Source organism: Salipiger marinus, from assembly GCF_035481585.1.
In the GTDB taxonomy this organism is placed as follows: Bacteria; Pseudomonadota; Alphaproteobacteria; order Rhodobacterales; family Rhodobacteraceae; genus Salipiger; species Salipiger marinus.
Genome location: NZ_JAYKSL010000013.1, coordinates 87,377 through 101,203 on the forward strand (window position 1 = coordinate 87,377; position 13,827 = coordinate 101,203).

Consider the following 13,827-nt stretch of genomic DNA (forward strand, 5'->3'; position numbering starts at 1 on the left):
CCACCTCACCATTGATGTGCTGCAGGATGCAGCCAACCGCCATATGCTGTGGCGTTTCGCCCTGCGCCGCCGAAGCGACGCAGAACGGCCACAGGCCTGTGACGCTTTTACATCAGCTTGCGGCGGCGTGTCACGCGAATATCCAGATCGGTGATCTTCTTGCGCAGAGTATTGCGGTTGATTCCCAGAAGATCGGCACATTTCGCCTGATTTCCGCCGGTGGCCTCCAGCGCGATCTCGATCAGCGGGCCTTCGACCTCCTTCAGGATGCGGGTGTAAAGCCCCGGCGGCGGCAGCATGTTGCCATGCAGGTCGAAATAGCGCCGCAGGTGACGCGCCACCGAGGTGCCCAGCTTTTCGCTGTCACCGCCGCGCAGGATCGGGCCGGTCTCGGGCTGGTTGCCCAGCACGGCCTCCACCTCGGTGCGGGTGATCTCTTCGGTGCGGCTGGTCAGGCTCAGGCGGCGCACGGCGTTTTCCAGCTGCCGCACGTTGCCGGGCCAGCTATAGGCGCGGAAGAGCTCCGCCGCATCCTTGCTGAGCCAGCGTTTCGAGGCGCCCTCGCGTTCGGCCCGGGCAAGGAAATGCTCGGTCAGCAGCGCGATGTCCTCGACCCGCTCGCGCAAGGACGGCACGGTGATGGTGGCGCCGGACAGACGGTAATACAGATCTTGCCGGACCCGGCCATCTTCCATCGCCTGTGCCAGATCGCCTTGGCTGGTCGCCATGAAGCGCGGCACATGTTCGCCGGGAATGTCCATCATGCGCACGATGCGGGCCTGAATCTCGTCGGGGATGTCGCTGATCTCGTCGATGAGCAGCGTGCCGCCCTTGACCCGCGCCAGCACCCGCGCCGGGCCTTCGAGATCCGACAGGTCAGCCCCGGTCACGGTGATGAAGGGCAGCGTGCGCCGGTCGGAAAAGTCGTGGATGGCGCGCGCGATCAGCGATTTGCCCGTGCCGCTTTCGCCAGAGATCAGCACCGGCAGATCGGTGTTCATCACCTTGGCCACCAGCCGGTAGAGCGCCTGCATCGCCGGGGTCTTGCCCACCAGCGGCAGTTCGTCCGGCGCATCGGCGCCGATCGTCGGCTCGTCGCGGCGCGGCGTGCGGTTGCGGTTGTCCAGCGCCTTGGCCGTCCGCTTCATCAGGTCGGGCAGATCGAAGGGCTTGGGCAGGTAATCATAGGCCTCGGCCTCGGCGGCCTGAATGGCGGTCATGATGGTGTTCTGGGCAGAGATCACGATGACCGGCAGATCGGGCCGGTCCATGCGGATTTTCGGCAGCATTTCCAGACCGTTGCCATCAGGCATGACCACGTCCGAAATCACCACGTCGCCCTTGCCCTCGCTGACCCAGCGCATGAGCGTGGTCAGCGACGAGGTGGCATGCACCTTGCAGCCCGCCCGCGTCAGTGCCTGTGTCAGCACCGTGCGGATCGTGCGGTCGTCGTCGGCGACAAGAACCGTGCCATCCATTTACCTGTTCTCCTCTGACTCGCGCGGGGCGCGCGGCAACGAAATACGAAAAACCGTGCGGCCGGGGACGGAATCCACCGAAATCCAGCCGTCGTGATCCGAGATGATCTTGGACACCAGCGCCAGACCCAGCCCGGTGCCGTTTTCGCGGCCCGACACGAATGGGTCGAAGATGTCGCCGCGGATGTCTTCGGGCAGGCCGGGGCCATCATCGATCACCTCGACCTGCAGGGGCAGCTTCTGGGTGCTGCCATCGGCGCGGCGCATCCGGAAGCTGTGTTCGTAGAAGGTGTGCAGGCGGATCACCCCGCCCGCCTTGCTGTCGGCGGCCTCGGCGGCGTTCTTCAGCAGGTTCAGCACCACCTGCAGCAGCTGGTCGGGATCGCCATAGGCCAGCGGCAGCGAGGGATCGTATTCCTCGACAAATTTCATATGCGCGCCCGCGCCCAGCTGGGTCGACCGCCGCGCGCGGTCCAGCACGTCATGAATGTTGACGGGCTTCATTTCCGGCGCCGACAGGTTGCCGAACTGTTCGACCTGCTCCAGCAGCTTCACGATGCGGCGGGTTTCGGCGACGATCAGATCGGTCAGTTCCAGATCGTCCTTGGTCAGGCTCATGGACAGCAGCTGTGCCGCGCCCGCGATGCCCGCCAGCGGGTTCTTGATCTCGTGGGCCAGCATCTCGGCCATGCCGATGGCGGATTTGGCGGCGGATTTCACCGAATGGCTCTGCGTCATGCGCCCCGCCAGTTCGCGCGGCGAAATCAGCATGATGAACCAGCCGGGGTAATTCTGCACCGGCGCCAGCTGCAGGTTGCAGACCAGCGGCGGGCGGGCCCCGGTGCCCACATCCACGTCGTTGACAAAAAGCGGCGTGCCATGCTGCCGGGCGCGGCCCAGACTTTCCTCCAGCGGCGCGTCCACCGCCAGCCGGTCCCAGATCGGCTGCCCCACCAGCCATTTGGCGGAGTTGTTCATGAACCCCTCGGCGGCGGGGTTCATGTCGGCGATGCGTTCTTCGGCATCCAGCAGGATCGCGGGGACCGGCAGCGACGACCACAGCTGCATCAGCAGTTCGGCATTGGTGCTCATGCTGCCACCGCCTGTTCGCTGTCCAGCGCCTGTTCCAGCAGCGCCAGCACCTGAGCCGGATCGCGACCAGTCAGCACCTCTTTGCGCAGCGCGGGTTCGGGATGGGCGTGGTCCATATACCAGCCCAGATGCTTGCGCGCGACACGGCCTCCGAGATCGCTGCCGTAAAAGCTTAGCATCGCCTCATAATGCTCTGCTACCATTCGGAAAAATGCCTTTCCCTGCGGCACGCTCGGTGCCGGTGTTCCGTAAAGTTCCGCCGCAATCTGCGCCAGCCGCCACGGCGCGCCCTGTGCGCCGCGCCCCACCATGACCCCCTGCGCGCCCGACGCCGCCAGCGCCGCGCGGGCAGTTGCCGCATCCGTGATGTCGCCATTGGCGATCACCGGCACCGACACCGCCTCGGACACGCGGCGGATCGCCGCCCAGTCGGCGCTGCCCTTGTAGAACTGGCAGCGGGTGCGGCCATGGATCACCACCATGCGCACGCCCGCCGCTTCGGCGCGGCGCGCCAGATCGGGCGCGTTCAGGCAGTCACCATCCCAGCCCAGCCGGGTCTTCAGCGTGACGGGCACATCCACGGCCCCCACCACCGCCTCGATCAGGCGCAGCGCATGGTCGGGCTCGCGCATCAGCGCCGAACCGGACCAGCCGCCCGTCACCTTCTTGGCGGGACAGCCCATGTTGATGTCGATGACCTTGGCGCCCATGTCGGCCACCTGCCGCGCGGCTTCGGCCATGGGACCGGGGGCGCGGCCCGCGAGCTGCACCGAGGTGCCTTCGATGCCCGCGCCCAGTTCCGCCTTTTCGCGGGTGCCGGGACGCGCGGTGAGGAATTCGCCGCTGGCGATCATTTCCGACACCACCAGCCCCGCGCCGAAGCCCGCCACCAGCCTGCGGAAGGGCAGATCGGTGATTCCCGCCAGCGGAGCCAGCAGGACCGGGGGATCGACAAGCCTGTCACCCAGCGAGAAACTCAAGCGCCTATTCCTTGTGCAGATGCTTCGGAGGTAACGCGCCCCCTGCCGGTGTTCAATCTCTTGACCCCATTCCGCGCGCCACTCAAGCGCGTTTGCCTGTTTTATGGGCAGCTTCCCGCCGGTGATTGCGCAGCCCCGATGCAGCGCCTAGAGAGGGACGCCGGAGGACCGTGCATGAAAACAGCCGCCATCATCGTCGCCGCAGGCCGCGGCAGCCGCGCCGGGGGCGGTGTGCCCAAGCAGTGGCGCCCGCTTGCAGGCAGGCCCGTGGCGCGCTGGACGCTGGAGGCGTTTGCCCCCTTCGGCCCCATGGTGCTGGTGATCCATCCCGATGACCGCCCCGAGGCCGAGGCCGCAGCGCAGGGCCTGCCCGTCACGCTGGTGAACGGGGCGGCGGACCGCGCCGGATCGGTGCGCGCGGGGCTGGCGGCGCTGGCAGGCGATCCGCCCGACCATGTGCTGATTCACGATGTGGCGCGGCCCTGCGTGTCGGGCACGGTGATCCGCGCCGTGCTGGAGGCGCTGGCTGACGCGCCCGGTGCCGCCCCGGCGCTGGCGGTGACCGACGCGCTCTGGACCGGGGATCAGGGACAGGTCACCGGCACGCGCGACCGCAGCGGGCTCTGGCGCGCGCAGACCCCGCAGGGCTTTGCCTATGCCGCCATCGCCGCCGCCCATGCCGCCCATCCCGGCGGCGCGCTTGACGATGTGGAGGTGGCGCGCGCCGCAGGCCTGCCCGTCACCATCGTTCCGGGAGAGGAACGCAACCTCAAGATCACCGGCCCGGAGGATTTCCCCCGCGCCGCAGCCTTACTGGAGACCAAGATGGACATTCGCCTCGGCAATGGCTTTGACGTGCACCGCTTCGGCCCCGGCGACCATGTGGTGCTGTGCGGACTGCGCGTGCCGCACGGGCGCGGGCTGCAGGGCCATTCCGACGCCGATGTGGGCATGCATGCCGTGACCGACGCGATCTATGGCGCGCTGGCCGAAGGCGATATCGGACGGCATTTCCCGCCCTCCGATCCGCAGTGGAAAGGTGCCGCGTCCGAGATTTTCCTGCGCCACGCGGCAGAGCTTGCCAGAGCGCGCGGCTACACCATCTCCAACGTGGACGTGACGCTGATCTGCGAACAGCCCAAGATCACCCCCCATGCCGCTGCGATGATGGCGGAAATGGCGCGGATCATGGGGCTGGAGGTGGGGCGCGTGTCGGTCAAGGCGACCACTTCGGAACGGCTCGGGTTCACCGGTCGCGAAGAAGGCATCGCCGCCCTTGCAACCGCAACGCTGGTGAAGCCATGAAACTGATCGCCACCTTCTTTTATGTGGGCCTGCTGCGGCCCGCCCCCGGCACATGGGGCTCGCTTGCGGCGCTGCCCGTGGCCTATGCGCTGCTGCTGGCGGGCGGGTTCTGGCTGCTGCTGGCGGCCACGGTCGCGGTCTTCGTGCTGGGCTGGATCGCCACGGACCGGGTGACGGCGGGCATGGTGAATCATGACCCGTCCTGGATCGTGATTGACGAGGTCGCGGGCCAGTGGATTGCCCTTTTTCCGGTGGCTTACGGCGCGGCGATGATGTCGGTGGAGCCGTGGCGGCTGTGGCCGGGCTGGATTTCGGCCTTCGTGGTCTTCCGGCTTTTTGACATCTGGAAACCCGGCCCCGTGGGCTGGGCCGACCGGCAGGGCGGCGCCATGGGGGTCATGCTGGATGACGCGATTGCGGGGGTGTTCGCCGCCGTGGTGACCATCCTGCTGGCCGGGCTTGCGCATGGGGTGCTGATGTGACCGACACAGTTGCCAGCCGGATCCTGCAGCGCGCCACCGCCGCAGGCTGGACCGTCACCACCGCCGAAAGCTGCACCGGCGGCATGGTGGCGGCGGCGCTGACCGACATCGCCGGATCCTCGGCGATCTTCCAGCGCGGCTTTGTCACGTATTCCAACACCGCCAAGACCGACATGCTGGGCGTCGCGCCCGCCACGCTCAGCGCCCATGGCGCGGTGTCCGAGGAGGTGGCGCGCGAGATGGCCGAAGGCGCGCGCGCCGCCGCAGGCGCCGATCTGGCCGTCTCCATCTCGGGCATCGCGGGGCCCGGCGGGTCGGAGTTCAAGCCCGAAGGCCGGGTGTGTTTCGCGCTGGCAAGCGCCACCGGCACCCGCACCGAGACGGTGGAGTTTGGCGCGATTGGCCGGGCGCAGGTGCGCAGTGCCGCCACGGATCACGCGCTGGCGCTGATCCTCGCCGCCCTGCCTCAGCCGTAAAGCTCTGCCGCGCGCCGTTCGAAGGCACGCACGATGCGCTGCATCGCCTCGTAAAAGAACATGCCCGCCGCGCCCTGCAGGATGCGGTTCTTGAACTCGAAATCCACGAAGAAATGCACGTCCACCCCGCCTTCCGGCGCATCCTCGAAATGCCATTTCGAGATCATGTGCCGGAACGGGCCGTCCAGATATTCGGTGTCGATCTTTTTCGGCTCCGGCCACAGCGTGACGCGGCTGCCGAAACGTTCGCGGAACACCTTGAAGCTGATGACCAGATCGGCCAGCATCACCTCGTGATCGCCCTTGTCCTCGCGCGTGCGGATACGCGCGGCCGCCGTCCATGGCAGGAACTGCGGATAATTCGCGACATCGGCCACGAGATCATACATCTGCTGCGCCGTATACGGCAGGCGCTTCGTCTCGGAATGGGTTGGCATGACGCCCCTTTATCGCGTGACAACGCCCGCAGGTTTCCTATGCTGCGCCCGGCTTTGCAAGGGGAGAACCATGCCAGACAAGCCCTATGTGGTAGACCAGATGATTTCTGCCAAATCCATCGCCGCCCGGATCGAGGCCTTGGCGCGCGACATCGAGGCGGAATTCGCCGGCACCGAGAAGCTGGTGGTGGTGGGGCTGCTGCGTGGCAGTTTCGTGTTCATCGCCGATCTGGTGCGCGAACTGCACCTGCCGGTGGAGGTCGATTTCCTTGAAGCCTCGTCTTACGGCGACGGCATGGAAACCAGCCGCGAGGTGCGGATCCTGAAGGATCTGCGCTCCCCCATCGAAGGCCGCGACGTGCTGCTGGTCGAGGACATTGTCGATACCGGCTTCACGCTCAGCCATGTCATCCACCTGATCGAGAGCCGCAAGCCGCGCAAGCTGCGCACCATCGCCCTCTTGGACAAACCCGCCCGGCGCGAGGTGCAGCTCAGCGCCGACTGGATCGGCTTCGAGATCCCCGATGAATTTGTCGTGGGCTATGGCATCGACTTCGCGCAGCGCAACCGCAACCTGCCCTTCATCGGCAAGGTGCGCTTCACCGACGCCTGACATGCCGCTGCACTGGCTTTTGCGCATGGCCCGCTGGGTCCGCCACCCGCCCTCTGCCGGGCGGGTGAGGCTGGTGCTGATCGTGCTGGCGCTCTGCCTTGCGCTTTACGCGGTGGAACGCTGGATCGGCTGGCCGGAGGCGCTGTCGCCCGACCGGCTGCGCCTGCCCCTGCGGCCCTGACCGCAGGGGGATGATGAAGGTTTCGTGATCCCCTGCCCCACCGCGGTGCCAAAGGATCCGCAGCACCCCGCAACCCCCCTGTTCCCAAAGGGAATTCCCGCCGCCCGTGCCGGGCTGTCGCCCGCGCGGGCCGCGCGCAAAAGTCTTGATCCACAAAGGTGTTACGCTACGCTGGCAAAGGTTTTTCCGGGCATCCGCCCGCCCAGCCATGATCAAGCAAGGGAGTTTCTGATGAAGATGACGATTGCAGCCGCAGCGGGGGTCGCGCTGCTTGCCACGGGCGCGCTGGCGCAGGAACAGGATCTGTCCGGCAATGTGAAGGCCCGTCAGGGGCAGTTCCGGATCATGGCCATCAACCTTGGCATTCTTGGCGACATGGCTCAGGGCAAGACCGAATATGACGCCGAAGCCGCCCAGGCCGCTGCTGACACGCTGGTCGCCGTCTCCACCATCAACCAGCCGCCGCTCTGGCCCGAAGGCTCGTCGGAAATGGACATGGACGGCACCCGGGCCAAGGCCGAGATCTGGGACAACATGGACGATTTTGCCTCGAAATGGGCAGGCTTCGGCGAAGCGGCCAGCGCGATGCAGCAGGTTGCCGCCACCGGGCAGGAGGCGATCGGCCCCGCCATGGGCGGGCTTGGCGGCGCCTGCAAGGCCTGCCACGACACCTACCGCGCCCCGCAGTAAGCCATGCGCAGGCTGCTTGCAGGTGTGGCTCTGGCGGGTGTCGCACTCGCCGGGGCCGGATGGGTGCTGACAGCCCCCGATCCCGTCCCAGAGGAACTGCTGGCCGGGCTCAGCGGCGATGCCGCCCGGGGCGAGGCGGTGTTCACCGCCGCAGGCTGCGCCTCCTGCCACCATGCCCCCGACAGCGAGGACCGGCTGGTGCTGGCGGGCGGCCAGAGCTTTCCGTCGGATTTCGGCACCTTCCGCGCCCCCAACATCTCGCCCGATCCCAACCATGGCATCGGCGGCTGGAGCTTCGCGCAATTCGCCAATGCGGTGACGCGCGGCATCTCGCCCGAAGGCCAGCACCTTTACCCCGCCTTCCCCTATACCGCCTATGCGCAGATGGCGCCGCAGGATCTGGCCGATCTCTGGGCCTATATGGCGACCCTGCCCGCCGATGCCACCCCGAACCAGCCGCATGATCTGCCCTTCCCGTTCAGCCTCCGCCGCGGCGTCGGCGTCTGGAAACTGCTTTACGCGGATCGCGGCTTCGTGCTGCCCGATCCCAGCACGCCCGACCTCACCCGGGGCCGCTATCTGGCCGAAGCGCTGGCCCATTGCGGCGAATGCCACAGCCCGCGCACCGCGCTCGGCGGGCTCGACCGCAGCGCATGGCTGACCGGCGCGCCCGATCCGTCGGGGCGCGGCACCATCCCCGGCCTCACCCCCGACCAGCTGGACTGGAGCGCGGAAGACATCGCCTATTACCTCGAATCGGGCTTCACCCCTGACTATGACAGCGCGGGCGGCCATATGGTCGAGGTCATCACCAATTTCGCCGCCCTTCCCGCCGAAGACCGCGCCGCCGTCGCCGCCTATCTCAAGGCCCTGCCCGAAGGTGGCCGCCTCGACTGATCCCGGCTCTTCCTTCGGCTGAAAATATCCCGGGGGTGCGGGGGCAGAGCCCCCGTTTGCCACGCTGCCCTCTTAACAGCGCCCGCGCGATGTCCTATCTGCGCTTCATGGACAAGACACTTCATATCGTGGGCGGCGGCATGGCCGGATCCGAGGCGGCCTGGCAGGCGGCGCGGGCCGGGCTTGACGTGGTCATCCACGAGATGCGGCCCAAGGTGGAAACCTTCGCCCATCAAACCGGCAATCTGGCGGAGATGGTCTGTTCCAACTCCTTCCGCTCCGACGATCACGAACAGAATGCCGTAGGGCTGCTGCATTGGGAAATGCGGCAGGCGGGCTCGCTGCTGATGCAGGCCGCCACCGCGCATCGCCTGCCTGCGGGCGGCGCGCTGGCGGTGGACCGCGACGCCTTTTCGGCCCATGTGACCGAGACATTGCGGGCGCTGCCCAATGTCACCGTCTCCTCCGAGGAAATCACCGCCCTGCCCGATCAGGGCCACTGGATCATCGCCACCGGGCCGCTGACCTCGGACGCGCTGGGGCGCGCGCTGCAGGCCGAAACCGGCACAGAAGCGCTGGCCTTTTTCGACGCCATCGCCCCCATCGTGCACCATGACAGCATCGACATGGGCAAGGCATGGCTGCAGAGCCGCTACGACAAGGGCGAGACCGAGGCCGAGCAGAAGGCCTATATCAACTGCCCGATGACCCGCGACGATTACGAGGCGTTCATCGACGCGCTGCTCGCCGCCGAAAAGACCCAGTTTCACGAGGGCGAGACCGCAGGCTATTTCGACGGCTGCCTGCCCATCGAGGTGATGGCGGAACGCGGGCGTGAAACCCTGCGCCATGGCCCGATGAAGCCGGTGGGGCTGACCAATCCGCACCAGCCCGACCAGAAACCCTATGCCGTGGTGCAGCTGCGCCGCGACAACGCGCTGGGGACGCTCTACAACATCGTGGGCTTCCAGACGAAGATGAAATACGGCGCCCAGACCGAGGTGTTCCGCCGCATTCCCGGACTGGAAAACGCGCAGTTCGCCCGGCTGGGCGGCATCCACCGCAACACCTTCCTCAACTCGCCGACGCTGCTTGACGCGCAGATGCGCCTGCGCTCGCGCCCGCATCTGCGCTTTGCCGGACAGATCACCGGGGTCGAGGGCTATGTGGAAAGCGCCGCCATGGGGCTGGTCGCGGGCCGTCTGGCCGTGGCCGAAATCCTTGGCCAGCCGCTGCCGCCCGTGCCGCAGGACAGCGCCCATGGCGCGCTGATCCATCACATCACCGGTGGCGCCGAGGCCAAGAGCTTTCAGCCGATGAACGTGAATTTTGGCCTGTTCCAGCCGCTGACCGGGCTGCGCGGCGGCAGACGCGGCCGCAAGGACCGTTACAAGGCCTATACCGACCGCGCCAAGGCCGCATGGGCCGACTGGCTTGCGGCACAGGAGGAGGTGATCCCCGCATGAACTATGTGCTTGCCCTGTTCCTGCCGCCGCTGTCGATCCTGCTGCTAGGGCGGATTTTCCTGTCCATCGTCGTCTTCGTGATCTGGGTTCCGGCAATCCTGTTCTCGGGCGGGCTGACGCATCCCATGTTCATCCTGCTGGCTTGGGTGCTGATCTTTCAGGCGCGCGAGGACCGGCGGGCGCGGCGCTACGGACGGCGCGACAGCGACGACTGAGCGATGCGCACCCGCTTTGCGCCCTCGCCCACCGGGCCGCTGCATCTGGGCCATGCCTATTCGGCGCTGCTGGCGCAGGACATGGCCCTTGCGGCAGGCGGGGCGTTTCTGCTGCGGATCGAGGATATCGACAGCACCCGCTCCCGCCCCGCATGGGAGGCGCAGATTTACGACGACCTGCGCTGGCTGGGGCTCGACTGGCCAGAGCCGGTGCTGCGCCAGTCCGACAGGCGCGCCGCCTATGGTGCGGCGCTCGACGATCTGTGGCGGCGCGAGCTGATCTATCCCTGCCATTGCACAAGGCGCGACATTGCCGCCGCAGCCTCCGCCCCGCAGGAAGGGGCGGCCCCGCCCATGGGCCCGGACGGGCTGATCTATCCCGGCACCTGCCGCGACCTGCTGCCCCCCGGCTATGGCGCGGGGCCGCGCCCCGACGGCGTGGCGCTGCGGCTCCACATGGCCCGCGCGCTGGATCTGGCGGGGGACGGGCTCGGGTTCTGCGAAACCGGCGCGGGGCCATCAGGGCAGACCGGGCGCATCGCCCTGTCCCGCACCCGCCTGCTGGCCGAGGTCGGCGATGTGGTGCTGTCGCGGCGCGATTTTCCCGGTTCCTATCACCTGTCGGTGGTGCTTGACGATGCGGCGCAGCAGATCAGCCATGTGGTGCGCGGGCGGGATCTGTTCGAGGCCACCGCCATCCATGTCGTGCTGCAGCACCTGCTGGGCCTGCCGCAGCCGGTATGGCACCACCACGCGCTGATCCGGGACGCCGGGGGCAAGCGGCTGGCCAAGCGCGACGACGCGCGCGCCATCGCCAGTTTCCGGGCCGAAGGCGCCACGCCACAGGACATCCGCGCCATGGTCGGGCTCTAGCGCGGTTTCGGCTGCCGCCGAGAGGTCAGGCAGAGGGGGCTCTGCCCCCGTCCGCCACAGGCGGACATGTAAGGTCAAAGGGGGCTCTGCCCCCGTCCGCTGACGTGGACTCCCCCGGGATATTTGGGGCCGCTGGAACGCGCAGGCGGGTCAGGCGTCGCGCAGGGGGGTCATGATCTCTGTCTCCTGCCCGTCGCGCACGGCAGTGTAGAAACAGCTAAGGCGGTTGGTGTGACAGGCGGGGCCGGTCTGCTGCACCAGCGCCAGCAGGCAGTCGCGGTCGCAGTCCAGCCGCAGTTCCACCAGAGTCTGCACATGGCCGGAGCTTTCGCCCTTGATCCAGAATGCCTGCCGCGACCGCGACCAGTAGGTGACGCGGCCCGTCTCGAGCGTGCGCGCCACCGATTGGGCATTCATCCAGGCCAGCATCAGCACCTCGCCCGTCTCCGCCTCCTGCGCGATGCAGGGGATCAGGCCGTTCTGGTCGAAGGTCAGGGTGGCGGGATCAAACGTCATGGCAAATTCCCTTTTGCAGGAGCGGGGGGCGCACCCTATCTATGGGGGACGCGCCGAAAGGGAAAGCCATGTCTGCCGAAACCGATCTGATCAAGCTCTATTCCACCCGCATTCTTGCGCTGGCGGCCGACATCCCGCGGACCGACCGGCTGGAGGCGCCGGAGGCCACGGTGAAGAAGCGCTCGCCCCTGTGCGGATCCACCGTGACCGTGGATCTGGTGATGCGCGACGGGCGGGTCGCCGAGTACGGGCAGGACGTGAAGGCCTGTGCGCTGGGACAGGCGGCGGCCTCGGTGGTGGGCTCGGCGATTGTCGGCTGCAGCGCGGATCAGATCGCTGTGGCGCGCGATGCGCTGCGCGCGCTGCTCAAGGAGGATGGCCCCACCCCGCCCGCGCCCTTTGACGGGCTGGAGGTGCTGCGCCCGGCGGGAGCCTACAAGAACCGCCATGCCTCGATCCTGCTGGCGCTTGACGCCGCGACAGAAGCCGCGGCGCAGATCGAGGCGCGCGCCCGCGCGTAAACCCTGTCTTCACCCTCCCCGCGCTATGCCCGTGAGGCAAGCGCGGAGGAGAGCATGAAGGACGAGGCGGAACAGGCGAAGACCGGGCGCTCGCATCCCCTGTCACAGATCACCCGCGATGCCAGCGGGCTGGGCCAGAAGGTGGTGGAGATCGACGCCTTCCTGCAGGCGCTGCAGCAGCGGTCGCGGGACCAGCTGGGCGGGCTGGCCGAGATCGCCAGCGCAACCGACCAGATCGCCGCGCTGACCGGGCGGGTCTTTGCCGCCACCACCAGCATGGCCGAAGGCGCGGAGGCGACGGCGCAGCAGGTCGAGGGATCGCTGGGCCTGCTGGCGCAGTCCGGCGATGCAGCGCGCGCGCTGGCGCAATGGGTGCAGTCGGTGCATGCCGACAATGCCCGCGTCGAGCAGATGCTGGAGGCGGTGAAGCGGTCGAACGGCCAGATCTCCGCCATCGCCACGCAGGTGAACATTCTGGCGGTCAATGCCAAGATCGAGGCGGCCCGCGCCGGGGAAGCCGGGCGCGGCTTTGCCATCGTGGCGGAGGCGATCAACGATCTCAGCCAGCAGACCAGCGGCGCGGTGGCGGCCATTTCCGAAACGGTGCGCAGCATGTCGGGCTGGATCGGCGGGCTGAACACCGGGGCGCTGCGCACCTCGCGGGAGGCGGAAAGCATCCTCGCCGGGGCCGAGGAGGCCGACCGCGCGCTGGGCGGCATCCGTGACGGGATCGGGCATCTGCGGCGGGGGACGCGGCAGGTGGCCGAGGATATGGGCGAGGTGCGGGCGGCGGTGGATCATCTGCGCCCGGTGGTGCATGCGACCCATGAGTCGATCGGACGGGTGGCCAAGGGCGTCGATGACGCCGCGCGCCGCTGCGACGGGCTGATCGACCTCTCCGAAGCGATCCTGCAGCAGGCGGTGGCGTTGGGGGGCACCGGGGCCGACAGCGCGATGATCACGCTGGTGCAGGATCTGGCGCGGCAGATCGCGGGCCTGTTCGCCACCGCGCTGGCAGAGCGGCGGATAACCGAGGCCGATCTTTTCGACAGCCGCTACCGGCCCGTGCCCGGCAGCGATCCGCCGCAGGTCGTGACCGGCTTCACCCGGCTCACCGACCAGATCCTGCCTGCCGTGCAGGAGCCGGTGCTGGCGCGGGATCCGCGAATTGTCTTCTGTGCGGCGGTGGACCGCAACGGCTATCTGCCGACCCATAACGCGCAGTTTTCCCGACCGCTCAGCGCCGATCCGCTGTGGAATGCCGCGCATTGCCGCAACCGCCGGATGTTCAACGACCGGGTCGGGCTGAAGGCGGGGCGCAACACCCGGCCCTTCCTGCTTCAGGTCTATCGCCGGGACATGGGCGGCGGCAAATTCACCATGATGAAGGATCTCTCCGCCCCCATCGTCGTCAACAGCCGGCACTGGGGCGGGCTGCGTCTGGCCTACCGGTTCTGAACTTCCGCCCGGCCGAAAAAAAACCGCCGCACTCCGGGGGGAGGCGGCGGCAAGGTGCGAGTCTTGTGGGATCAGCGAGCCGCAGCGCGGGTCCGGGGATCAGGCAGCCCGGACCGGGGACAGCGCCACGCATCGGACAGGTGATGC

17 protein-coding genes are annotated in these 13,827 nt (G+C 67.9%); 12 read left to right on the top strand and 5 right to left on the bottom strand.

The features are described 5' to 3' along the window. Nucleotides 1–107: 107 nt before the first annotated feature. The 3 genes from VK682_RS17125 to dusB are packed head-to-tail and all read right to left on the bottom strand — an operon-like array spanning nucleotide 108 to nucleotide 3,550. Nucleotides 108–1,478, bottom strand: coding sequence for a response regulator (locus tag VK682_RS17125; RefSeq protein WP_089848564.1), 1,371 nt, complete (start codon nucleotides 1,476–1,478; stop codon nucleotides 108–110). Further along, complete coding sequence (locus VK682_RS17130; RefSeq protein WP_089848562.1) at nucleotides 1,479–2,570, bottom strand: two-component system sensor histidine kinase NtrB; 1,092 nt, start codon at nucleotides 2,568–2,570, stop codon at nucleotides 1,479–1,481. Further along, nucleotides 2,567–3,550 (bottom strand): tRNA dihydrouridine synthase DusB, encoded by a 984-nt coding sequence (gene dusB / locus VK682_RS17135; protein WP_230797076.1) that lies wholly within the window; start codon nucleotides 3,548–3,550, stop codon nucleotides 2,567–2,569. Before dusB ends, VK682_RS17130 begins: the two co-directional genes overlap by 4 nt. 174 nt (nucleotides 3,551–3,724) lie before the next feature. Between dusB and VK682_RS17140 the strand changes: the two genes are divergently transcribed. The 3 genes from VK682_RS17140 to VK682_RS17150 are packed head-to-tail and all read left to right on the top strand — an operon-like array spanning nucleotide 3,725 to nucleotide 5,813. Next, on the top strand, nucleotides 3,725–4,855 hold the full coding sequence (locus tag VK682_RS17140; protein ID WP_230797077.1) for a bifunctional 2-C-methyl-D-erythritol 4-phosphate cytidylyltransferase/2-C-methyl-D-erythritol 2,4-cyclodiphosphate synthase: 1,131 nt from the start codon (nucleotides 3,725–3,727) through the stop codon (nucleotides 4,853–4,855). After that, entirely contained in the window at nucleotides 4,852–5,337 is a 486-nt protein-coding gene (locus VK682_RS17145) for a phosphatidylglycerophosphatase A family protein (RefSeq protein WP_230797078.1), read from the top strand. The genes VK682_RS17140 and VK682_RS17145 overlap by 4 nt, the downstream gene beginning before the upstream one ends. Further along, entirely contained in the window at nucleotides 5,334–5,813 is a 480-nt protein-coding gene (locus VK682_RS17150) for a CinA family protein (protein WP_230797079.1), read from the top strand. Before VK682_RS17145 ends, VK682_RS17150 begins: the two co-directional genes overlap by 4 nt. Here VK682_RS17150 and VK682_RS17155 read toward each other — a convergent pair. Beyond that, nucleotides 5,804–6,250 (bottom strand): type II toxin-antitoxin system RatA family toxin, encoded by a 447-nt coding sequence (locus VK682_RS17155; protein WP_089848552.1) that lies wholly within the window; start codon nucleotides 6,248–6,250, stop codon nucleotides 5,804–5,806. The genes VK682_RS17150 and VK682_RS17155 overlap by 10 nt on opposite strands. A 70-nt stretch (nucleotides 6,251–6,320) precedes the next feature. On the opposite strand from VK682_RS17155, the gene hpt reads away from it, so the two are divergent. From hpt to gluQRS, 7 genes are all read left to right on the top strand, one after another. After that, nucleotides 6,321–6,863, top strand: a complete 543-nt coding sequence (hpt, locus tag VK682_RS17160; RefSeq protein ID WP_230797080.1) for a hypoxanthine phosphoribosyltransferase — start codon at nucleotides 6,321–6,323, stop codon at nucleotides 6,861–6,863. A gap of 25 nt (nucleotides 6,864–6,888) precedes the next feature. Further along, a complete protein-coding gene (locus tag VK682_RS17165) occupies nucleotides 6,889–7,044 on the top strand; it encodes a hypothetical protein (RefSeq protein WP_311135844.1) in 156 nt (51 codons plus the stop codon). Between the two features lie 231 nt (nucleotides 7,045–7,275). Beyond that, the gene (locus VK682_RS17170) at nucleotides 7,276–7,734 is read left to right on the top strand and encodes a c-type cytochrome (RefSeq protein ID WP_089848546.1); all 459 of its coding nucleotides are present in this window, start codon (nucleotides 7,276–7,278) and stop codon (nucleotides 7,732–7,734) included. Nucleotides 7,735–7,737: 3 nt separating this feature from the next. Next, nucleotides 7,738–8,631 carry a c-type cytochrome gene (locus VK682_RS17175; protein ID WP_230797081.1) on the top strand — a complete coding sequence of 298 codons (894 nt, stop codon included), beginning with the start codon at nucleotides 7,738–7,740 and terminating at the stop codon, nucleotides 8,629–8,631. Between the two features lie 107 nt (nucleotides 8,632–8,738). After that, nucleotides 8,739–10,097, top strand: coding sequence for a methylenetetrahydrofolate--tRNA-(uracil(54)-C(5))-methyltransferase (FADH(2)-oxidizing) TrmFO (gene trmFO / locus VK682_RS17180; RefSeq protein WP_089848824.1), 1,359 nt, complete (start codon nucleotides 8,739–8,741; stop codon nucleotides 10,095–10,097). Continuing rightward, entirely contained in the window at nucleotides 10,094–10,312 is a 219-nt protein-coding gene (locus tag VK682_RS17185; protein WP_089848542.1) for a hypothetical protein, read from the top strand. The genes trmFO and VK682_RS17185 overlap by 4 nt, the downstream gene beginning before the upstream one ends. 3 nt (nucleotides 10,313–10,315) lie before the next feature. After that, nucleotides 10,316–11,185 (top strand): tRNA glutamyl-Q(34) synthetase GluQRS, encoded by an 870-nt coding sequence (gene gluQRS / locus VK682_RS17190; RefSeq protein ID WP_324782268.1) that lies wholly within the window; start codon nucleotides 10,316–10,318, stop codon nucleotides 11,183–11,185. 150 nt (nucleotides 11,186–11,335) lie between these two features. Here the strand turns inward: gluQRS and hisI are convergent, their stop codons facing one another. Further along, complete coding sequence (gene hisI, locus VK682_RS17195; protein ID WP_230797084.1) at nucleotides 11,336–11,701, bottom strand: phosphoribosyl-AMP cyclohydrolase; 366 nt, start codon at nucleotides 11,699–11,701, stop codon at nucleotides 11,336–11,338. 68 nt (nucleotides 11,702–11,769) lie between these two features. Between hisI and VK682_RS17200 the strand changes: the two genes are divergently transcribed. Then, nucleotides 11,770–12,222, top strand: a complete 453-nt coding sequence (locus tag VK682_RS17200) for an iron-sulfur cluster assembly scaffold protein (RefSeq protein ID WP_230797085.1) — start codon at nucleotides 11,770–11,772, stop codon at nucleotides 12,220–12,222. A gap of 54 nt (nucleotides 12,223–12,276) precedes the next feature. Continuing rightward, nucleotides 12,277–13,680 carry a methyl-accepting chemotaxis protein gene (locus VK682_RS17205; RefSeq protein ID WP_230797086.1) on the top strand — a complete coding sequence of 468 codons (1,404 nt, stop codon included), beginning with the start codon at nucleotides 12,277–12,279 and terminating at the stop codon, nucleotides 13,678–13,680. Nucleotides 13,681–13,827: the final 147 nt, after the last annotated feature.

What these genes read in the sequence shown, in the direction of transcription:
- VK682_RS17125 (WP_089848564.1), bottom strand. Translation starts at nt 1,478, where the DNA reads ATGGATGGCACGGTTCTTGTCGCCGACGACGACCGCACGATCCGCACG.
- VK682_RS17130 (WP_089848562.1), bottom strand. Translation starts at nt 2,570, where the DNA reads ATGAGCACCAATGCCGAACTGCTGATGCAGCTGTGGTCGTCGCTGCCG.
- VK682_RS17140 (WP_230797077.1), top strand. Translation starts at nt 3,725, where the DNA reads ATGAAAACAGCCGCCATCATCGTCGCCGCAGGCCGCGGCAGCCGCGCC.
- VK682_RS17145 (WP_230797078.1), top strand. Translation starts at nt 4,852, where the DNA reads ATGAAACTGATCGCCACCTTCTTTTATGTGGGCCTGCTGCGGCCCGCC.
- VK682_RS17155 (WP_089848552.1), bottom strand. Translation starts at nt 6,250, where the DNA reads ATGCCAACCCATTCCGAGACGAAGCGCCTGCCGTATACGGCGCAGCAG.
- hpt (WP_230797080.1), top strand. Translation starts at nt 6,321, where the DNA reads ATGCCAGACAAGCCCTATGTGGTAGACCAGATGATTTCTGCCAAATCC.
- VK682_RS17165 (WP_311135844.1), top strand. Translation starts at nt 6,889, where the DNA reads ATGGCCCGCTGGGTCCGCCACCCGCCCTCTGCCGGGCGGGTGAGGCTG.
- VK682_RS17170 (WP_089848546.1), top strand. Translation starts at nt 7,276, where the DNA reads ATGAAGATGACGATTGCAGCCGCAGCGGGGGTCGCGCTGCTTGCCACG.
- VK682_RS17175 (WP_230797081.1), top strand. Translation starts at nt 7,738, where the DNA reads ATGCGCAGGCTGCTTGCAGGTGTGGCTCTGGCGGGTGTCGCACTCGCC.
- trmFO (WP_089848824.1), top strand. Translation starts at nt 8,739, where the DNA reads ATGGACAAGACACTTCATATCGTGGGCGGCGGCATGGCCGGATCCGAG.
- VK682_RS17185 (WP_089848542.1), top strand. Translation starts at nt 10,094, where the DNA reads ATGAACTATGTGCTTGCCCTGTTCCTGCCGCCGCTGTCGATCCTGCTG.
- gluQRS (WP_324782268.1), top strand. Translation starts at nt 10,316, where the DNA reads ATGCGCACCCGCTTTGCGCCCTCGCCCACCGGGCCGCTGCATCTGGGC.
- hisI (WP_230797084.1), bottom strand. Translation starts at nt 11,701, where the DNA reads ATGACGTTTGATCCCGCCACCCTGACCTTCGACCAGAACGGCCTGATC.
- VK682_RS17200 (WP_230797085.1), top strand. Translation starts at nt 11,770, where the DNA reads ATGTCTGCCGAAACCGATCTGATCAAGCTCTATTCCACCCGCATTCTT.
- VK682_RS17205 (WP_230797086.1), top strand. Translation starts at nt 12,277, where the DNA reads ATGAAGGACGAGGCGGAACAGGCGAAGACCGGGCGCTCGCATCCCCTG.